At 55.6% G+C, this 19,673-nt stretch carries 16 protein-coding genes; 13 read left to right on the top strand and 3 right to left on the bottom strand.

Features of this window, described 5'->3' with window-relative positions:
- Positions 1–94: 94 nt before the first annotated feature.
- The 9 genes from bolA to ACGS9J_RS05960 all read left to right on the top strand — a co-directional run bounded on the left by bolA (position 95) and on the right by ACGS9J_RS05960 (position 10,792).
- Positions 95–409 (top strand): transcriptional regulator BolA, encoded by a 315-nt coding sequence (bolA, locus tag ACGS9J_RS05920; protein ID WP_004949296.1) that lies wholly within the window; start codon positions 95–97, stop codon positions 407–409.
- A 366-nt stretch (positions 410–775) separates the two neighbouring features.
- On the top strand, positions 776–2,080 hold the full coding sequence (gene tig / locus ACGS9J_RS05925; protein ID WP_442230092.1) for a trigger factor: 1,305 nt from the start codon (positions 776–778) through the stop codon (positions 2,078–2,080).
- 460 nt (positions 2,081–2,540) lie between these two features.
- Positions 2,541–3,164 carry an ATP-dependent Clp endopeptidase proteolytic subunit ClpP gene (clpP, locus tag ACGS9J_RS05930; RefSeq protein WP_020825491.1) on the top strand — a complete coding sequence of 208 codons (624 nt, stop codon included), beginning with the start codon at positions 2,541–2,543 and terminating at the stop codon, positions 3,162–3,164.
- Positions 3,165–3,327: 163 nt separating this feature from the next.
- On the top strand, positions 3,328–4,599 hold the full coding sequence (gene clpX, locus ACGS9J_RS05935; RefSeq protein ID WP_182821771.1) for an ATP-dependent protease ATP-binding subunit ClpX: 1,272 nt from the start codon (positions 3,328–3,330) through the stop codon (positions 4,597–4,599).
- 194 nt (positions 4,600–4,793) lie between these two features.
- Positions 4,794–7,148: an endopeptidase La gene (gene lon, locus ACGS9J_RS05940; RefSeq protein WP_442230093.1), complete on the top strand. Its 2,355-nt coding sequence runs from the start codon at positions 4,794–4,796 to the stop codon at positions 7,146–7,148.
- A 216-nt stretch (positions 7,149–7,364) separates the two neighbouring features.
- Entirely contained in the window at positions 7,365–7,637 is a 273-nt protein-coding gene (gene hupB, locus ACGS9J_RS05945; protein WP_017891836.1) for a nucleoid-associated protein HU-beta, read from the top strand.
- 182 nt (positions 7,638–7,819) lie between these two features.
- A complete protein-coding gene (ppiD, locus tag ACGS9J_RS05950; RefSeq protein WP_442230094.1) occupies positions 7,820–9,703 on the top strand; it encodes a peptidylprolyl isomerase in 1,884 nt (627 codons plus the stop codon).
- Positions 9,704–9,842: 139 nt separating this feature from the next.
- On the top strand, positions 9,843–10,223 hold the full coding sequence (locus ACGS9J_RS05955; protein ID WP_442230095.1) for a ComEA family DNA-binding protein: 381 nt from the start codon (positions 9,843–9,845) through the stop codon (positions 10,221–10,223).
- A 155-nt stretch (positions 10,224–10,378) separates the two neighbouring features.
- Positions 10,379–10,792, top strand: coding sequence for an acyl-CoA thioesterase (locus tag ACGS9J_RS05960; protein WP_442230096.1), 414 nt, complete (start codon positions 10,379–10,381; stop codon positions 10,790–10,792).
- A 35-nt stretch (positions 10,793–10,827) separates the two neighbouring features.
- Here the strand turns inward: ACGS9J_RS05960 and queC are convergent, their stop codons facing one another.
- Complete coding sequence (queC, locus tag ACGS9J_RS05965; protein WP_442230097.1) at positions 10,828–11,526, bottom strand: 7-cyano-7-deazaguanine synthase QueC; 699 nt, start codon at positions 11,524–11,526, stop codon at positions 10,828–10,830.
- Between the two features lie 97 nt (positions 11,527–11,623).
- Positions 11,624–13,372 (bottom strand): SgrR family transcriptional regulator, encoded by a 1,749-nt coding sequence (locus tag ACGS9J_RS05970; protein ID WP_442230098.1) that lies wholly within the window; start codon positions 13,370–13,372, stop codon positions 11,624–11,626.
- 104 nt (positions 13,373–13,476) lie between these two features.
- Between ACGS9J_RS05970 and cof the strand changes: the two genes are divergently transcribed.
- A complete protein-coding gene (gene cof / locus ACGS9J_RS05975; RefSeq protein WP_442230099.1) occupies positions 13,477–14,301 on the top strand; it encodes an HMP-PP phosphatase in 825 nt (274 codons plus the stop codon).
- A 61-nt stretch (positions 14,302–14,362) separates the two neighbouring features.
- On the opposite strand, the gene ACGS9J_RS05980 is transcribed toward cof, so the two are convergent.
- Positions 14,363–15,403 (bottom strand): PLP-dependent cysteine synthase family protein, encoded by a 1,041-nt coding sequence (locus tag ACGS9J_RS05980; protein WP_442230100.1) that lies wholly within the window; start codon positions 15,401–15,403, stop codon positions 14,363–14,365.
- A gap of 122 nt (positions 15,404–15,525) precedes the next feature.
- Here ACGS9J_RS05980 and ACGS9J_RS05985 point away from each other — a divergent pair, with 122 nt between their 5' ends.
- The 3 genes from ACGS9J_RS05985 to smdB all read left to right on the top strand — a co-directional run bounded on the left by ACGS9J_RS05985 (position 15,526) and on the right by smdB (position 19,631).
- Positions 15,526–15,987 carry an Lrp/AsnC family transcriptional regulator gene (locus ACGS9J_RS05985; RefSeq protein WP_182821783.1) on the top strand — a complete coding sequence of 154 codons (462 nt, stop codon included), beginning with the start codon at positions 15,526–15,528 and terminating at the stop codon, positions 15,985–15,987.
- Between the two features lie 97 nt (positions 15,988–16,084).
- Positions 16,085–17,860, top strand: a complete 1,776-nt coding sequence (locus ACGS9J_RS05990) for a SmdA family multidrug ABC transporter permease/ATP-binding protein (RefSeq protein ID WP_442230101.1) — start codon at positions 16,085–16,087, stop codon at positions 17,858–17,860.
- Positions 17,853–19,631, top strand: a complete 1,779-nt coding sequence (gene smdB, locus ACGS9J_RS05995) for a multidrug efflux ABC transporter permease/ATP-binding subunit SmdB (protein ID WP_442230102.1) — start codon at positions 17,853–17,855, stop codon at positions 19,629–19,631. The genes ACGS9J_RS05990 and smdB overlap by 8 nt, the downstream gene beginning before the upstream one ends.
- Positions 19,632–19,673 lie beyond the last annotated feature (42 nt).

Raw genomic sequence — 19,673 nt, forward strand, 5'->3', positions numbered from 1 at the left:
AGAAATTTACCTGAGTAATGGTCTAAAAGGGATGAAAGCGGCTAATATTGAAATAGATGGGGGCGGTCCTCTGCCGGTGTAGTAAGGAGATCCTATGATTCGCGAGCAAATAGAAGCAAAGTTAAGGGCGGCGTTTGAGCCCGCGTATCTGGAAGTCGTTGATGAAAGTTATCGTCATAACGTTCCGGCGGGTTCAGAAAGCCATTTCAAGGTGGTATTGGTCAGCGATCGCTTCGTTGGCGAACGTTTCCTGACGCGGCATCGCTCGATTTACGGCGTGCTGTCAGACGAGTTGGCGGATGGCGTACATGCGCTGGCGTTGCACACCTACACCCTGAAAGAGTGGGAAGGGTTGCAGGATACCGTACCGGCTTCCCCACCTTGCCGTGGGGCCGGAACCTTGGCCTGACGGCTAAATTTGCGGTATCAGTGGAACTTTGACCACGATTTGGGGTATTACTACTGACGAATTTTGGAACGGCCTGCGGGCCGTTTCTGTTTTTGACGACGACATAGCCGATGCGTAATACCGCGAAGGCCGGGTAGGCTTCGGTGGCCTTTTGGCGATCAAATCGGCAAAAGTGTGAGTTTTAGCGCGCCGCCGCCGCCTTGCTTTCCTCGACTCGCTCCGCATGCGCCGCTATAATGTCGCGTCTTATTTTTCCGGAATGGTTTCGGGACACTTCTGTCATCAGGAAACTCGGTTCTGTAATGTAGCCGTCCTGGTTCTTGGAACGGAGTTGACCGAGCACTGTGATTTTTTTGAGGTAACAAGATGCAAGTTTCAGTAGAAACCACTCAAGGCCTTGGGCGCCGTCTCTCTATTACTGTACCTGCTGATACTATCAAGCAGGCTATTAAAAAAGAGCTGATCAACGCGGCAAAAAGCGTTCGTATCGATGGCTTCCGTAAAGGCCATGTACCGATGAACATCGTTGAGCAACGCTATGGCGCTTCTGTTCGTCAAGACGTGCTGGGCGAAGCGATGCAACGCAGCTTTGTTGATGCGATCATCAAAGAAAAGATCAATCCGGCTGGCGCACCAAACTACGTGCCGGGCGAGTATAAAGAAGGTGAAGACTTCACTTTCACCGTTGAATTCGAAGTGTATCCGGAAGTTGAGCTGAAAGGCCTGGATGGCATCGAAGTTGAGAAGCCGGTTGTTGAAGTTAACGACGCTGACGTCGACACCATGCTGGACACCCTGCGCAAGCAGCAGGCGACCTGGAAAGACAGCGATGGCGCAGCGCAAGCTGAAGACCGCGTGACCGTTGATTTCTCCGGTTCTATCGATGGCGAAGAGTTTGAAGGCGGCAAAGCCTCTGACTTCGTACTGGCCATGGGCCAGGGCCGCATGATCCCAGGCTTCGAAGAAGGTCTGGTCGGTCATAAAGCCGGTGAAGAATTCACTATCGACGTTAACTTCCCAGAAGATTACCACGCTGAAAACCTGAAGGGCAAAGCGGCTAAATTCGCTATCGTTCTGAAGAAAGTGGAAGAGCGTGAGCTGCCAGAGCTGACCGAAGAATTCATCAAGCGTTTCGGCGTGGCTGATGGTTCTATCGAAGGCCTGCGTGCTGAAGTGCGTAAAAACATGGAGCGCGAGCTGAAAGGCGCAGTGCGTAACCGCATCAAGACTCAGGCAATCGACGGCCTGGTCAGCGCTAACGAAATCGACGTTCCTGCTGCGCTGATCGACGGCGAAGTTGACGTTCTGCGCCGTCAGGCTGCACAGCGTTTCGGCGGCAACGAGAAGCAAGCGCTGGAACTGCCACGCGAACTGTTCGAAGAACAGGCTAAGCGTCGCGTAGTGGTTGGCCTGCTGCTGGGCGAAGTGATCAGCACCAACGATCTGAAAGCTGACGAAGATCGCGTTAAAACGCTGATCGAAGAAATGGCTTCCGCTTACGAAGATCCAAGTGAAGTTGTTGAGTTCTACAGCAAAAACAAAGAGCTGATGAACAACATGCGCAACGTTGCTCTGGAAGAACAAGCGGTTGAAGCTCTGCTGGCAAAAGCGAAAGTGACTGAAAAAGCCACTACCTTCAGCGAGCTGATGAACCAGACTCAACAGGCATAATGTCTGCACGCCAGGGCGCAATTTATTGCGCCTTCAGGGTCGGCTTGCCGGTCCCGGCGTTAAAAAAGCCCGTAACCTTCGGTTGCGGGCTTTTCTTTTTGCCACGTTGCTGATTAATCTCAGGTTAAGCGTGACAATATGCACTATATTTACACTGTTGCTCTTGGCACAGTCTGGCATGATGGTGATCGTCGGCAATACCAGCCGCTAAAAAACGCTGTCGGGCTTGAAATTCTGTCAGTGGCCCCAATCTGTAAAATGTACGTAATACCCTATAGCTTTCAAGTTGCAGCGATGACGGGTATAGGCTGTTTGCCAGAGTGCGCGGGATGAGAAAACCGTCGGGTACGTGTGGCGCGGGTCGAATGCTTGAGCATAGTCATCATGACCGTTCTCAAGTAGAATCGGTGTAATAGGGTGTAACCCTGGCCGCCAAGGCAATTTCTATTAGGAGACGGTAATGTCATACAGTGGCGAACGAGATCAATTTGCACCTAACATGGCCCTGGTGCCGATGGTGGTAGAGCAGACTTCACGCGGGGAGCGTTCTTACGACATCTACTCCCGCCTGCTGAAAGAGCGCATTATTTTCCTGACCGGTCAGGTCGAAGATCACATGGCCAACCTGATTGTGGCGCAGATGCTGTTCCTCGAAGCGGAAAGCCCGGAAAAAGACATTTACCTGTACATTAACTCCCCGGGTGGTGTGATCACCGCCGGCATGTCAATCTATGACACCATGAAGTTCATCAAGCCGGACGTCAGCACCATTTGTATGGGCCAGGCGTGCTCGATGGGCTCTTTCCTGCTGACCGCAGGTGCCAAGGGCAAACGCTTCTGCTTGCCGAATTCGCGCGTGATGATCCACCAACCGCTGGGCGGCTATCAGGGCCAGGCGACGGACATCGAAATCCATGCGCGTGAAATTCTGAAGGTGAAGGCGCGCATGAACGAGCTGATGGCAGAACACACCGGCCAGTCACTGGAGCAGATCGAACGCGATACCGAGCGCGATCGCTTTATGACCGCGGAAGAAGCGGTAGAATACGGTCTGGTTGACGGCATTCTGACGCACCGCAAGTAAGTACCACGCGGCTGGCGAGGTATATGTGCGAGCCGATAGGCTATAGTAATCAGAGCGGGCGCAGCTCGCTCTGGTGAGCATAATCGGCGTTCCCGGTATGCGTTTTGGGCGCACTGCCGCCGTGATATTCCTGCGGGACAAAGACTAAAGAAGAGGTTTACTGATGACAGATAAGCGCAAAGACGGTTCAGGAAAGCTGCTGTACTGCTCTTTCTGCGGCAAAAGCCAGCATGAAGTGCGTAAGCTGATTGCCGGTCCGTCAGTGTATATCTGCGATGAATGTGTTGACCTGTGTAACGACATTATTCGCGAAGAGATTAAAGAAGTTGCCCCGCATCGTGAGCGCAGTGCGTTGCCGACGCCGCATGAAATTCGCCACCACCTGGATGACTATGTCATTGGCCAGGAACAGGCGAAGAAAGTGCTGGCTGTCGCGGTGTATAACCACTACAAACGCCTGCGTAACGGCGATACCAGCAACGGTATCGAGTTGGGCAAAAGCAACATTCTGCTGATTGGCCCGACCGGTAGCGGTAAAACCCTGCTGGCGGAAACGCTGGCGCGTTTCCTGGATGTGCCTTTCACCATGGCCGATGCCACCACGCTGACCGAAGCCGGTTATGTGGGTGAGGACGTGGAAAACATCATCCAGAAGCTGCTGCAAAAGTGCGACTACGACGTGCAGAAAGCGCAACGTGGTATCGTCTACATCGATGAAATCGATAAGATTTCCCGTAAGTCAGACAATCCGTCCATTACCCGTGACGTTTCGGGCGAAGGCGTGCAGCAGGCCCTGTTGAAGCTGATCGAAGGCACCATTGCCGCCGTTCCGCCGCAGGGTGGCCGCAAGCATCCGCAGCAGGAATTCCTGCAGGTTGATACCTCGAAAATCCTGTTTATCTGCGGCGGCGCATTTGCCGGCCTGGATAAGGTGATCGGTCAGCGCGTCAATACCGGTTCCGGTATCGGCTTCGGCGCTACCGTAAAAGGTGAGGCCGAGAAAGCGACCGAAGGCGAACTGCTGCTGCAAGCCGAACCGGAAGATCTGATCAAGTTCGGTCTGATCCCTGAGTTCATCGGCCGTCTGCCGGTAGTGGCAACACTGAGCGAACTGAGCGAAGATGCGCTGATCCAGATCCTGAAAGAGCCGAAAAATGCCTTAACCAAGCAGTATCAGGCATTGTTCAATCTGGAAGGTGTGGAGCTGGAGTTCCGTGAAGAAGCGCTGAACGCCATTGCCAAAAAGGCCATGACGCGTAAAACCGGTGCACGTGGCCTGCGTTCTATCGTAGAAGGCGCGTTGCTGGACACCATGTATGACCTGCCGTCCATGGACAGCGTCGACAAAGTGGTGATCGATGAATCGGTTATCGCCGGCCAGTCCAAACCTTTGCTGATTTACGGCAAACCGGAAGCACAGGCTTCAGGCGAATAATTCGCCAATCAAACCAGAAAGTTAATACCAAAATGGGGGATTTTATCCCCCATTTCTTTTTCCTGCATTCTTGCCGTTGAATGTAAGAGATTCATCCCCATATACTCATTAACCAGATTTTATGAAACGTTTGATGCTTGCGTCTCATGAGATTCCCCTCAACCTGGCGGAAGTTAAACTTAAGAGAGAGCTCTATGAACCCTGAGCGTTCCGAACGCATTGAAATCCCCGTCTTGCCGTTGCGAGACGTGGTGGTTTATCCGCACATGGTGATCCCGTTATTTGTTGGCCGGGAAAAATCGATTCGGTGCCTCGAAGCAGCAATGGATCATGATAAAAAGATCATGCTGGTGGCACAGAAAGAGGCCTCAACGGATGAACCTGGCATTAATGACTTGTTCTCTGTCGGCACCGTAGCGTCGATTTTGCAGATGCTGAAACTGCCAGACGGCACGGTAAAAGTGCTGGTAGAAGGCCTGCAGCGGGCGCGTATTACTACGCTTTCCGACAGCGGGGAGCACTTTGCCGCCCAGGCAGAATATCTTGAGTCACCGGCGATTGACGAACGTGAACAAGAAGTCCTGGTGCGCACCGCAATCAATCAGTTTGAAGGCTACATCAAACTGAACAAAAAAATTCCACCGGAGGTGCTGACGTCATTGAACAGCATCGACGATGCTGCACGCCTGGCGGATACCATCGCCGCGCACATGCCGCTGAAACTCAGCGACAAGCAGTCGGTATTGGAGATGTTCGATATCACCGAACGTCTGGAATACCTGATGGCGATGATGGAATCGGAAATTGACCTGCTTCAGGTTGAGAAACGTATCCGTAACCGCGTCAAAAAGCAGATGGAAAAAAGTCAGCGCGAGTACTATCTGAATGAGCAGATGAAGGCGATTCAGAAAGAACTGGGCGAGATGGACGATGCGCCGGACGAGCATGAAGCGCTGAAGCGCAAGATCGAAGCGGCGAAAATGCCGAAAGACGCGCGTGAAAAGACCGAAGCGGAACTGCAAAAGCTGAAAATGATGTCGCCAATGTCTGCGGAAGCGACCGTAGTCCGTGGTTACATCGATTGGATGCTGCAGGTGCCGTGGAATGCGCGCAGCAAGGTTAAAAAAGACCTGATCAAGGCGCAGGAAGTGCTCGATATCGATCACTACGGCCTGGAGCGCGTCAAAGACCGTATTCTTGAGTATCTCGCAGTTCAGAGCCGCGTAAGCAAAATCAAAGGGCCGATCCTGTGCCTGGTGGGGCCTCCTGGCGTGGGTAAAACCTCGTTGGGTCAGTCGATCGCCAAAGCAACCGGTCGCCAGTACGTGCGTATGGCGCTGGGCGGCGTGCGTGACGAAGCGGAAATCCGCGGTCACCGCCGTACCTACATCGGTTCGATGCCGGGCAAACTGATCCAGAAAATGGCCAAGGTCGGGGTGAAAAACCCACTGTTCCTGCTCGACGAGATCGACAAGATGTCTTCCGACATGCGTGGCGATCCGGCTTCTGCACTGCTTGAGGTGCTGGATCCAGAACAGAACGTGGCGTTTAACGACCACTACCTGGAAGTGGATTACGATCTGTCCGACGTGATGTTTGTGGCCACCTCGAACTCGATGAACATTCCTGCGCCGTTGCTGGACCGTATGGAAGTGATCCGCCTGTCCGGGTACACCGAGGACGAGAAACTCAATATCGCCAAGCAGCACCTGCTGCCGAAGCAACTTGAGCGTAACGCCCTGAAAAAAGGTGAGCTGACGGTCGACGACAGCGCCATCACCGGCATTATCCGCTATTACACTCGCGAAGCCGGGGTGCGTAGTCTGGAGCGTGAAATCTCCAAACTGTGCCGTAAAGCGGTGAAAACGCTGCTGATGGACAAGAAGCTCAAGCATATCGAGATCAACGGCGACAACCTGAAAGATTACCTGGGTGTGCAGCGTGTTGACTACGGCCGTGCAGATACCGAAAACCGCGTGGGCCAGGTCACCGGCCTGGCGTGGACGGAAGTGGGCGGCGATCTGCTGACCATCGAAACTGCCAGTGTTCCGGGGAAAGGCAAATTGACCTACACCGGTTCTCTCGGTGAAGTGATGCAGGAATCGATTCAGGCTGCGCTGACCGTGGTTCGTGCGCGTGCAGATAAACTGGGTATCAACGCCGATTTCTACGAGAAGCGCGATATTCACGTGCATGTGCCGGAAGGCGCAACGCCGAAAGACGGTCCGAGCGCCGGTATCGCGATGTGCACCGCGCTGGTTTCCTGCCTGACGGGCAACCCGGTTCGCGCCGATGTGGCCATGACCGGCGAGATCACGCTGCGTGGTCAGGTTCTGCCGATTGGTGGCTTGAAAGAGAAACTGTTGGCGGCGCACCGTGGTGGTATCAAAACCGTGCTGATCCCGTATGAGAACAAGCGCGATCTGGAAGAAATTCCGGACAATGTAATCGCGGATCTGGACATTCATCCGGTGCAGCAAATCGATGAAGTTTTGAACCTTGCGTTGCAGAATCCGGCCTTCGGGGCACTGCCGGTAGCGGCAAAATAGTGACGAATCGCAAAATCCATTGATAAAACTTATGCTGGCAAGTCATTTCGGACTTGCCAGTCTTTTTTTGTACCGCTAAGTTAGAAAGCTGTCGGCCCACGTTTTGTCACGCTCTCGGTGGCTTGCCAAGGTTCGATGGGATTGATATAACAGCTGCGCTGTCGCAACCGTAGGGATTTTTCGGTGCGACGATTGAATTCTAGAGGGGATGATAGAGTGAATAAGTCACAACTGATCGACAAAATTGCCGCAGGTGCTGATATTTCCAAAGCGGCAGCTGGGCGTGCTTTAGATGCAGTGATTGCATCTGTTACCGATTCCTTGAAGGAAGGGGATGACGTGGCGCTGGTTGGTTTCGGTTCTTTCACCGTGCGTGAGCGTTCTGCCCGTACTGGCCGTAACCCACAAACCGGTAAAGAGATCAAAATCGCGGCAGCCAAAGTTCCGGCCTTCCGTGCAGGGAAAGCGCTGAAAGACGCAGTAAACTGATTGTTTGCGTCTAACCGTTTAGCGTTGCAGGGTTTAGCAATAAACAATCACCTGACGCAACGGTGCTGGTAAGGTAAGATATAAGGCGCATCAGATTGATGCGCTTTTTTTATTTTTGTCGCAGGGAACGCGCCTGCACAAGGGTGTTTTTAATCCACATCACAGCGGAGTGTTGTCACACTATGATGGACAATTTACGCGCGGCAGCTAATCACGTCGTGCTCAAAATCATCCTGGGCTTGATCATTTTGTCATTTCTTTTGACTGGGGTGGTCAGCTATCAGGGGAGTGCCGGTGATTATGCAGCGAAGGTCAATGGCCAGGTGATCGAGCGTGCTCAGCTGGAACAGGCTTTCCAGAGCGAACGCAGCCGCATGCAGCAACAGCTGGGTGACCAGTTCTCCGCACTGGCGGGCAACGAAGGCTATATGCAGCAGATGCGCCACCAGGCCCTGTCACAGCTGATAGACAACATGCTGCTGGATCAATATGCCAAGAAATTAGGCCTGAGCGTCAGCGACGATCAGGTGAAAGAGGCTATTCGTAAAGCGCCTTACTTCCAGACTAACGGCCAGTTCGACAATGCCAAATATCTCGATCTGATCGGCCGCATGGGTTACACCGCAGATAATTTTGCGCAATCAATGCGTCAGCAACTGGTTAATCAGCAGGTGATCCAGGCCTTCGGCGAATCAGGTTTCATCCTGCCAACTGAATCCCAGGGCATGACGGGGCTGGTGCTGCAACAGCGCGATGTACGTCTGGCTACGCTGGATCTGAAAGCGTTGCAGGCCAAGCAAAGCGTGACCGACGAAGAGCTGAAAGACTACTACAGCCAGAACAAGAACAGCTTCATTGCGCCAGAACAGGTCAAGGTGAGCTACATTCCGATGGACGCCGCCTCTATGCAAGACAAGGTGACGGTAGCCGACGCGGATATCAGTGCTTATTACGACCAGCACAAAAGCAGCTACGGCCAGCCTGAGCGCAAGAACTACAGTGTGATCCAGCTGAAAACCGAGGCGGAAGCCAATGCGGTGCTGGATGAGCTGAAAAAAGGCGGCGATTTCGCCACCCTGGCAAAAGAAAAATCCACCGACATCATTTCACGCCGTACCGGTGGTGAGTTGGGTTGGCTGGAGCCGGACACCACGGCGGACGAACTGAAGCAGGCGAATCTGACCGAAAAAGGCCAGCTTTCCGGTGCGGTGAAGTCCTCAGTGGGTTATCTGGTGGTACGCCTGAACGACATCGAGCCGGAAAAAGTGAAACCGTTGAGCGAAGTGCGTGACGCCATTGCCAAGCAGGTTAAGCAGGAGAAAGCGGTAGACGCGTATTACGCACTGCAGCAGAAGGTGAGTGAAGCGGCGACCAGCGATAACGAATCTCTGGCATCTGCCGAAGAGGCCGCTGGCGTGAAAGCGGCGCAGACCGATTGGTTTACCCGCGATAACATCCCGGCAGCGCTGAACTTCAAACCTGTTGTCCAGTCGATTTTCGACGGCTCACTGATTGGCGAGGGCGGCTCACCGGGCAGCAACTCCGATGTGATCACCGTTGATGGCGACCGTGCTTTCGTGATCCGCGTGTCCGGCCACAAGCCGGAAGGCATTGAGCCGTTCGATCAGGTAAAAGATCGCGTGGCGGAACTGGTCAAGCGCAACAAAGCCGAACAGGAAGCGAAACTGCAGGGCGAGAAACTGCTGGTTGAGCTGAAACAGGGCAAGGGCGACGAAGCGATGAAAGCGGCCGGCCTGAGCTTTGGCAGCGTGCAGAAGATGGCTCGTGCGCCGGAAGACAGCCAGCTGGTGCAGAGCGTGTTTGCGCTGCCGCATCCGCAGGAAGGTAAACCGGTTTACGGCATGTCGCAAGATCGCCAGGACAACGTGGTGCTGATTGCACTTGATGCCGTCACTCCAGGCACCTTGTCGGCGGAAGAAATGAAAACCTTCGTCAGCAAAATGGAAGAAGGCGCGACTGGCGTGTCCTTTGACTCTCTGCTGGCCAGCTTGCGCAAAGAAGCCAAAATCACCATGGGTGCCGCTGAGCAGCAACAGCCTCAGTAAAGCGCCGCAGTTTTCTGCAACGCAATGTAATGCTAAAAGGCCGCTTTCGCGGCCTTTTCCATATCTGTTATCCGCCAATTGCTGAATTTCGCCGGCTGCGGCAAGGTGGGCTTGCTGTTAAACACAAGGAGGATACAGCATGCAACTCACAGAAATAAAAGCGGTTAATGGGTATGGTTTCAGCCTCAAAGTCTTGCTGACAGCGGCCCTGATCTGTTTGGCCGGGCCATCGGCGGCCGTTGAGGAAAAGAGGGCCGACGGGCAGCCGGTGTTATCTATGCCGGTGGTGAACGCCGAACAGGGGGCTGAGGCTGCCGACCAGGAGGCATCGGTCAGTATCAATCAGGCCGATGCCGAACAATTGGCCAGCATACTGAAGGGCGTGGGGCTGAAGAAAGCGGAGAGCATCGTGCGTTACCGCGAGCAGAACGGCCCCTTTACGCAGATTGAGCAGCTTCAGGAGGTGCCGGGCATTGGGCCTGCACTGTTTGAAAGGAATCGTGCGCGGCTCAAAATGTGATTTCGATCACGGCTGCGTGGCAAAGTGCCCATGCAGCCCATTTTCCTCTGCTACATTTTACAGGTCTTACCAGTTTGGCGACTTGACCAAACGGGTGAAGGAGCCGCCAGCGGCTCCTTCTTTCTGTAATCACCAGGCAGGAGCGGCCGTTCCCTATGCATCAGACCTTTATCAAAGTCCGTGGTTATCATCTTGATGTTTATCAACACGTCAACAATGCCCGCTATCTGGAGTTTCTGGAGGAGGCGCGCTGGGACTGGCTGGAGAATCAGGAAGGTTTTCGTTGGATGACGGAAAACAACATCGCCTTTATCGTGGTCAACATCAATATCAATTATCGCACGCCGGCGGTGCTGGGGGACAAGCTGCGCATCGACAGCCAGATGGTGCAGCTTAACGGTAAAAGCGGCGTGCTGAGCCAGAAGGTGACGCAGGATGCCACGGGCGCGCCGGTCGCGGATGCGATGCTGACCTTCGTCTGCGTCGATCTGAAAACCCAGCGGGCGTTACCGATTGAAGGGCAACTGCGCGAACACCTGCAGGTGCTCACGCTGTCGGAGGATCAGTAAAGTCACGAGCGGCAATTTTTGCCGCCGTTATTCACTCAGACCAGGCCGGTCTTCTGTTTCAGGCTCGCCATGACTTCGGCCTTGTTGATTTGGTACTGCTTCAGGCCGTTGGCCCGCAGGTGACAGGCGGCACATTCACCGCAGCCATCACCTTTAATGCCGTTGTAGCAGGTCAGGGTTTCCTGCTGAACGAGCGTCAACTGATGGTAGTAATCCGCCAGCGCCCAGGTCTCTGCCTTGTTCAGCCACATCAGTGGCGTTTCAAAACGGATATCGCGAGCGATCCCCAGAACGATCGCCTGGTTCAGCGCTTTGACAAACTCGTCGCGGCAGTCCGGATAACCGGAAAAATCGGTTTCGCAAACGCCGGTGATCACCGCCTCAGCTTCGACCTGATAGGCATAGATCGCCGCCAGCGTCAGGAACAGAATATTACGGCCCGGCACGAAGGTGCTCGGTAGCCCGTTGGCCTGGGTGCTGCCGTAGGCTGGAACCGGAATGTTGTCACGGGTCAGGCTGCTGATCGCCAGTTCATTGAGTAGACCAACGTCCAGTAATTTGTGTGCCTTGGCTCCAAGGGCCACCGACAGCTCTTGAGCCACCTCAATCTCGGCGCGATGGCGCTGACCGTAATCGAAGGTGACGCAGTGAACTTCGTCATATTGTTGCAATGCCTGAATCAAGCAGGTCGTGGAATCTTGTCCACCGCTGAAAACGACAACCGCGCGTTTCATAAAATTACCTCAATTGAATGCTGAGACCCTACCCGATGTACACTCGGGCGGTAGGATAAAAATGCGTTGCGGCAGCAATGGTAGCAGAAATAGCGGGTTACCGCTGGGCCGGGCCCATTAAGTCTGGGGAAAGCGGCTCGGCAGGATCCAGCGGCGGGGGCAGCCAGGCCTGGCAGAAATCGAACCAGCCGTGAGCGGTCAGAGTGACGCCATGAATGCGCGGTGGTGCGCTGATTTGATACTGATAGTGAAACAGCGGCGTGATGATCGCTGCCCTCATCAACTGCTGATAATAATCTTTCAACCGCTCATAACGTGGCTGTCGGGCCGGCAGCTGTTGGATCTGTTGCAGCGTCTGTTGCTGATGTTGCCAACGATCGTCGGGCAGAATGCCGCGCCACAGCGTATCTTGCCGCAGCCAGCTTTCCAGCGTCGCCTCGGGTGACTCTCCGATCAGGTTATCCGCCAACAGCAGGTCCGCCTGCTCGATTTGCTCGGCACTTTGCCAGCGTTTCCCCGCGTAGTAACGCAGCTCCAATTCGCAGCCGTGACGTGCCAGCAGTTGCTGCAGTGCCACCGTGACCGTTTCCAGCTCTACCGGCGGCCGATACAACAGCGTCAATTTGGCGGGCAGGGCAATGTCGTCATCGACCTGATGCTGTGGGATCGCCCAACCGGGCAGCATTTCGTGGCTGGGGGTAATGACGCTGTTGGGCACCGGCAGATTGGCCAACAGGCCGGATTGCTGGATCAACATCAGCAGCTTTTGCCCCTGCGCTTCGTTGAGCACGCCGTGCTTCAAATTCACGGCCAAATAGCACCAGCCCAGACTCATGCTGCGTTGCACCGGTCGTGCCAGCGCCATCTCTTCCTGCTGGCCGATGGTAATGCGCACCGGGTGCTGGCAACTGGTGTAAGAATCACCGACCTGCAACTCCGGCGTGATCCAATACTCGATGCTTTCAAGATAAGGATGCTGCAAATGGTAAAACGGGTGTTGTTCCAGCCGCACCAAATGCGCTTCGTTCAGCGTCAGTTTGAAAGGGCCTGCACCTATGCCCGGGGCGTCCGGGTGGGTCAGCAGGCAAGGCAACTCTGCCAGCCGATGCGCCAGCCAGTAGTCGGGGCACTGCAAATCAAACTGCAAGCACAACGCATGCGGCAAGCTGATGGCGGCTACGTTGGTCAGGCTCGGTCGGCTGCGCGGGTGCTGTTGCAGTTTTTCCAGCGTTTGTAGCAGTTGCTGGCCGGTCAGCATTTCACCGTTGTGCCAGCGCAGTTGGCTACGCAGGAAGAACTGCCAACGCAGGCCGTCATGACTGATTTGCCAGTGATGGGCCAGATCGGATTGTGGCTCGGGATCCCCGGTAATAAAGCGCGTCAGACCGGCATGCAGGGTGGAAACCAAATGCTGTTCGGCGCGGCCTGTCAGGGTCAGCGGATCCAGAGACTCGAGCGTGCGGTAGTAAGGGATACGCAGCGTCGGGCTACCCGCCTGCCATTGGCCACCGAGATGCGGGCTGAGCAATTCATGCAAATGCTGTGGGGCCAACTGCGCCATTTCCAGCGCCCCTTGGTGGTCGCCGTCATGCAGCAACCGTTGCAGGTGGGCGGCGCGCAGCTCGTCTGGGGTTTTCAAGCAGTGCAGGCGCGCGCGTTTACCGCGTCCGGGCTGTGACTGCCAGCTTAGCCACCCCTGATCCTGCAGTTGTTGCACCAAGGTACGGGCATGGCGCTCGCTGCAGTAGAACAGGGCTGCCAGTTCACCGATGGTGATGGCGACCGGCGTGCCACCGAGCTGCTGGTACAGGCGTTGATACTGGCTGAGGCGGTGGGTCAGGCGCATGATGGGAAATCCGGAACAGTTTTCAATAATTGTTCACTATTACTTCCGTAAATACCATCCCATACTGCAGGGACTGTAATCGCGTTCACATTCACGAGGTCTTTATGTATCGCCTGGCGGCTTTTGATATGGATGGCACATTGTTGACACCGGATCACCGGGTCGGGCCGGAAACTCTGGCGGTGCTAAAACAACTGGTTGAACGGGAGATGGTCGTCACCTTCGCGACCGGGCGACACTACCTCGATGCGCAGCCGATCATGGCGCAACTGGGGCTGCAGGGCTATTTGATTACCGGCAACGGCACGCGGGTTTACGACAATCAAGGACAGAAACTGCACGCCACCGATTTGCCTGCCGATATCGCCGAAGAGGTACTGCATACTCACTGGCGTACAGCAGCCAGCATGCATGTCTTCCGTGACGAAGGCTGGATGACCGAGTTCGCGGTGCCGGAGGAAATGCTGCGGGCCCACCACCTGAGCGGCTTTCGTTACCAGCTTACCGAAGTGCGGCGTTTACCGGCCTTCGGCAACAGTAAGGTGTGCTTTGTGGGGCCGCATGTGGAACTGCTGAAACTGCAGATCCAACTGCGGGAACAGTTCGGTACGCGTGTCGATCTCTGCTTCTCGGCTTATGAATGCCTGGAGGTCTTGCCGTTGGGCTGCAACAAGGGGACAGCGCTGGATAGGTTGAGTCGCCATCTGGGGCTGAAGCTGGCGGACTGCATGGCGTTTGGCGATGCGATGAACGACAAGGAAATGCTGGCGACGGTAGGGCACGGCGTGGTGATGGGCAATGCCCTGCCGCAGTTGAAATCTTCGTTGCCCCAGCTACAGGTTATCGGCCACTGCGAACAGCAGGCGGTGGCTCACTATTTGCAACATTGGCTGCGTTCACCTTACCTCACCTATTCCCCCGAATTATGAGGCTTTATTGGCGGCCGGCCGGGTATGATTTACCCGGCTTTTTTTCGCCTGACAACCGCGATTACAAATCTGCCAGCTGTGCCAGATACGGCGTCAGATCGCCGATATTGTTTCTCACCCATTCAGGGTTGTAATAGGTATCCAGATAGCGCTCGCCGCTGTCGCACAGCAGGGTGACGATGGAACCCTGTTCGCCGTTTTCCCGCATCTGTTTCGCCAATTGCAGCGCGCCCCACACGTTAGTGCCGGTAGACGCGCCCACTTTGCGGCCCAGCACCGTTTCCAGCCAATGAATGGTGGCAACGCTGGCCGCATCCGGTACGCGCAACATGCTGTCGACCACTGACGGGATAAACGAGGGTTCGGCGCGTGGGCGGCCAATGCCTTCGATCCTGCTGCCGCAACTGCCGATCAGGGTGCGATCGCGCTGGTGGAAACAATCATAGAATACCGAGTTTTCCGGATCGACGACCGTCAGGCGGGTGTCGTGCCCCTGATAGCGGATATAGCGGCCCAGGGTCGCGGAGGTGCCACCGGTGCCCGCGCTCATCACGATATGTTTGGGGACGGGGAAGGGTTCGCGGGCCATCTGGCGGAAAATACTGTCGGCGATGTTGTTATTGCCACGCCAGTCGGTGGCGCGTTCGGCGTAGGTGAACTGATCCATATAGTGGCCGTTCAGCTCCTGCGCCAACTGCTCCGAGACGGCGTAAATCTGTGCCGCGTGATCGACGAAATGGCAGCGGCCGCCGTAAAACGCAATTTGCTCAACCTTGCGGCGTGCCGTGCAGGAAGGCATCACGGCAATAAACGGCAGGCCAATCAGCCGGGCGAAGTAAGCTTCGGACACGGCGGTACTACCTGAAGAGGCTTCGATAATCGGGGTGTTTTCGGTGATCCAGCCGTTGCACAGGCCGTACAGGAACAGCGAGCGCGCCAGCCGATGCTTCAGGCTGCCGGTAGGGTGAGTGCTTTCATCTTTCAGGTACAGACAGATACCGGGAAATTCGGGCAGGTTCAGGCGGATCAGGTGCGTGTCGGCGGAGCGTTGGAAATCCGCTTCTATTTCACCGATAGCATATTTTACCCAAGAGTTTGTCATCGTCTGGCCTCAGAATAGGGGGCTTATTTGTTGCATAATATAGCCTGCCGCAGGGAAAAAAGGATTGCCATTTTTCCTGTTTAATCGCCTAATGGGAGAAAATTATTCTCCTGGTTGGCGATATGTTAGATAAAACAGACCGTAAATTATTGTGCATGCTGCAACAGGACTGCACCCAGCCGCTGCAGGCGCTGGCCGATGCGGTCAATCTGACGTCGACGCCTTGCTGGAAAAGGCTGAAGCGGCTGGAAGAGGAGGGCTATATCCGTGGGCGCGTCGCGCTGCTGGATAACGAAAAGCTCGGCCTGGGCCTGACGGCATTTGTGCTGATCAAAACTCAGCAGCACAGCAGCGAGTGGTATCAGAAGTTCGTGCAACTGACCAAGCAGATGCCGGAGGTGCTGGCATTTTACCGCATGGCGGGGGAGTACGATTACCTGATGCAGGTGGAAGTGGCGGATATGAAGAGCTACGACAGCTTTTACAAGCGTCTGGTGAACGGTGTACCTGGGCTGATCGACGTCACTTCCAGCTTCGCGATGGAAAAAATCAAATACACCACTGCACTGCCGGTTCCTGAGTGAAAAGTTCACCAAATTGGCAAAGTAACGGTGGTATCCTACTCTGCTGAGGCAGATCGAGAGAAAAAACTATTACATCTACATCCTGGAATAAAACTGCGTGAGATTATTTGCTCAAATCGGCTGGTACTTCCGCCGCGAGTGGCGCCGCTACCTGGGGGCGGTGGCGCTGCTGATCATCATTGCCATACTGCAACTGTTGCCGCCCAAGCTGGTGGGGATCATTGTCGATGGTATCACCGAAAAACAGATGTCCGGCGGCGTGCTGATGGCATGGCTGGGGCTGATGCTCGGCACGGCCGTGGTGGTGTACCTGCTGCGCTATGTGTGGCGAGTGCTGTTGTTTGGTGCCTCTTATCAGCTTGCCGTCGAACTGCGTGAAAACTTCTACCGCCAGCTCAGTCGTCAGAACCCGGCGTTCTATCTACGTCACCGCACCGGTGATTTGATGGCGCGTGCCACCAACGACGTCGACCGGGTGGTATTTGCCGCCGGCGAAGGGGTGTTGACGCTGGTCGATTCGCTGGTGATGGGGCTGGCGGTACTGGTGGTGATGAGCACCCAAATTAGCTGGCAGTTGACCCTGCTATCGTTGATCCCTATGCCGATCATGGCGATCGTCATCAAGTATTACGGCGATCAGCTACATCAGCGCTTTAAATCGGCACAGGCGGCGTTCTCCAGCCTGAACGATCAGGCGCAGGAAAGCATGACCAGCATCCGCATGATCAAGGCGTTTGGCCTGGAAGATCATCAGTCCAATCAGTTTGCTGAAGTGGCCGCGCAAACCGGCGCGAAAAACATGCACGTGGCGCGGGTGGATGCCCGTTTCGATCCGACGATCTATATCGCTATCGGCACCGCCAACCTGTTGGCGATCGGCGGTGGCAGTTGGATGGTGGTCAATGGCACCTTGACGCTAGGGCAACTGACCAGTTTCGTGATGTACCTCGGCCTGATGATTTGGCCGATGCTGGCGCTGGCCTGGATGTTCAACATCGTTGAACGCGGTAGTGCGGCATACAGCCGTATCCGCAGCCTGCTGGAGGAAGCGCCGGCGGTGACCGACGGTGAGCATCGGTTACCGAGCGGGCGCGGCAATCTGGCGGTCGACATCCGGGCATTTCACTACCCGGGCAATACCCACCCGGCGCTGCACGATGTGGCGCTGAAACTGGAGCCGGGGCAGATGCTCGGTCTGTGCGGCCCGACTGGTGCCGGTAAGTCGACGCTGTTGTCACTGATCCAGCGTCAGTTCGATGTTGATGATGGCCAGATTAGCTATCAGGGGCTGCCGCTGCCCCAGGTGAAACTCGATGACTGGCGTTCGCGGTTGTCCGTGGTCAGCCAGACACCATTCTTGTTCTCGGACAGCGTGGCGAACAATATCGCGCTGGGGAATCCGGGGGCGACGCAGGAACAGATCGAGCGTGCGGCCCGCTTGGCCAGCGTGCATGAAGATATTCTGCGCCTGCCGCAAGGGTATGAAACCGAGGTGGGCGAGCGTGGCGTAATGCTGTCCGGGGGGCAGAAGCAGCGTATTTCTATCGCCCGTGCCCTGTTGCTGGATGCGGAAATCTTGATCCTCGACGATGCGCTGTCGGCGGTGGATGGCCGAACCGAACACCAGATCTTGCACAACCTGCGCAGCTGGGGACAAAACCGGACGGTGATTATCAGCGCGCATCGGCTTTCGGCCTTGACCGAAGCCAGCGAAATTTTGGTGATACAACACGGCAGCGTGGCCCAGCGTGGTGAGCATGCTTCTCTGGCAGCCCAACCGGGCTGGTATCGTGATATGTACCGTTATCAGCAACTGGAAGCGGCGCTGGATGAGGCACCGGAAAGCGGCGAGGAGATACTGGTCAATGAATAAGATGCAAAAGCTGTGGCCGACGCTGAAACGGTTGCTGGCTTATGGATCGCCATACCGCAAACCTTTGGGGTTGGCGGTGTTGATGCTGTGGGTTGCCGCGGCGGCGGAAGTCGCCGGGCCGATCCTGGTCAGCTACTTTATCGATAACTACGTCGCCAAGGGGCAGTTGCCGCTGATGATCGTCTGTGGACTGGCGGCCGCCTATATTCTGCTGGAGCTGTTGGCGGCGGCATTGCACTATTTTCAGGCATTGTTGTTTAACCAGGCCGCGGTGGGGGTGGTTCAACGCCTGCGCACCGATGTGATGGACGCCGCGTTGCGTCAGCCGCTGAGTGCCTTTGATACGCAGCCGGTGGGGCAGTTGATCTCACGGGTGACCAATGATACCGAAGTGATTAAAGATCTGTACGTCATGGTGGTGTCCACCGTATTGAAAAGCGCTGCTCTGATCGGTGCCATGCTGGTGGCGATGTTCAGTCTCGACTGGCGTATGGCGCTGGTGGCGATCTGTATCTTCCCGGCGGTGTTTGTGGTGATGGGCATTTACCAGTACTACAGCATACCGATTGTGCGCCGGGTACGTAGCTATCTGGCGGACATCAATGATGGCTTTAACGAAGTGATCAACGGCATGGGCGTGATCCAGCAGTTCCGTCAGCAGATCCGCTTTGGTGAACGCATGAGCGCGGCCAGTCGTTCTCATTACACCGCACGTATGCAGACCCTGCGGCTGGATGGTTTCCTGCTGCGTCCGCTGCTCAGTCTGTTTTCGGCGCTGGTGCTGTGCGGTTTGTTGATGCTGTTCGGTTTCAGCGGCGAAGGGGCAATCGGTGTGGGCGTGCTGTATGCCTTTATCAACTATCTGGGGCGTTTGAATGAGCCGTTGATCGAGCTGACGTCGCAACAGTCTATCTTGCAGCAGGCGGTGGTGGCCGGAGAGCGTATTTTCGAACTGATGGATCGCCACCAACAAAGCTACGGGGCGGACGATCGCCCGCTCGATAGTGGCCGCATTGATATTGAAGACCTGAGCTTTGCCTACCGCGATGACAAAAAGGTGCTGCAGCATATTTCGCTGTCGGTGCCGTCGCGGGGTTTTGTGGCGTTGGTGGGCCATACCGGCAGCGGCAAGAGCACGCTGGCTAATCTGTTGATGGGTTATTACCCGGTCAACCAGGGCGAAGTGCGCCTCGACGGACGCCCATTGTCCAGCTTGTCGCACCGCACGTTGCGCCAGGGCGTGGCGATGGTGCAGCAGGATCCGGTGGTGATCGCCGAATCGGTGCTGGCGAATGTCACCTTGGGCCGTAACATCACTGAAGAGGCGGTCTGGCAGGCGCTGGAGACGGTGCAACTGGCCGAGTTGGTGCGTGCCTTCCCGCAGGGTATTCACACCCGGCTGGGTGAGCAGGGCAACAACCTGTCGGTGGGCCAGAAACAGTTGTTGGCGATGGCCAGAGTATTGGTGCAGGCACCGCAGATCCTGATCCTCGACGAAGCGACTGCCAATATCGACTCAGGCACTGAGCAAGCGATTCAGCGGGCACTGCGTTTGATCCGCGAACATACCACGCTGGTGGTGATCGCTCACCGATTGTCGACTATTGTGGATGCCGACTCTATTTTGGTGTTACACCGGGGCCAGGCGGTTGAACAGGGTAACCATCAGCAATTGCTGGCCCAACAGGGGCGCTACTACCAGATGTATCAACTGCAACTGGTGGGCGAGGAATTGGCCGCTGCCAATCGCGAAGAAATACAAACCGCATAATCTCGGGGGCCGTTTTAACGGCCCCTTTCTGTTGCCGCAACG

It is taken from the genome of Serratia quinivorans (genome assembly GCF_052113645.1).
GTDB lineage: Bacteria > Pseudomonadota > Gammaproteobacteria > Enterobacterales > Enterobacteriaceae > Serratia > Serratia quinivorans_B.

Bases quoted from the DNA above. Each gene is read 5' to 3' on its own strand.
- lon (WP_442230093.1), top strand. From the start codon at position 4,794: ATGAACCCTGAGCGTTCCGAACGCATTGAAATCCCCGTCTTGCCGTTG.
- ppiD (WP_442230094.1), top strand. From the start codon at position 7,820: ATGATGGACAATTTACGCGCGGCAGCTAATCACGTCGTGCTCAAAATC.
- tig (WP_442230092.1), top strand. From the start codon at position 776: ATGCAAGTTTCAGTAGAAACCACTCAAGGCCTTGGGCGCCGTCTCTCT.
- ACGS9J_RS05980 (WP_442230100.1), bottom strand. From the start codon at position 15,403: ATGACAAACTCTTGGGTAAAATATGCTATCGGTGAAATAGAAGCGGAT.
- bolA (WP_004949296.1), top strand. From the start codon at position 95: ATGATTCGCGAGCAAATAGAAGCAAAGTTAAGGGCGGCGTTTGAGCCC.
- clpX (WP_182821771.1), top strand. From the start codon at position 3,328: ATGACAGATAAGCGCAAAGACGGTTCAGGAAAGCTGCTGTACTGCTCT.
- ACGS9J_RS05970 (WP_442230098.1), bottom strand. From the start codon at position 13,372: ATGCGCCTGACCCACCGCCTCAGCCAGTATCAACGCCTGTACCAGCAG.
- clpP (WP_020825491.1), top strand. From the start codon at position 2,541: ATGTCATACAGTGGCGAACGAGATCAATTTGCACCTAACATGGCCCTG.
- ACGS9J_RS05960 (WP_442230096.1), top strand. From the start codon at position 10,379: ATGCATCAGACCTTTATCAAAGTCCGTGGTTATCATCTTGATGTTTAT.
- queC (WP_442230097.1), bottom strand. From the start codon at position 11,526: ATGAAACGCGCGGTTGTCGTTTTCAGCGGTGGACAAGATTCCACGACC.
- ACGS9J_RS05955 (WP_442230095.1), top strand. From the start codon at position 9,843: ATGCAACTCACAGAAATAAAAGCGGTTAATGGGTATGGTTTCAGCCTC.
- ACGS9J_RS05985 (WP_182821783.1), top strand. From the start codon at position 15,526: ATGTTAGATAAAACAGACCGTAAATTATTGTGCATGCTGCAACAGGAC.
- cof (WP_442230099.1), top strand. From the start codon at position 13,477: ATGTATCGCCTGGCGGCTTTTGATATGGATGGCACATTGTTGACACCG.
- smdB (WP_442230102.1), top strand. From the start codon at position 17,853: ATGAATAAGATGCAAAAGCTGTGGCCGACGCTGAAACGGTTGCTGGCT.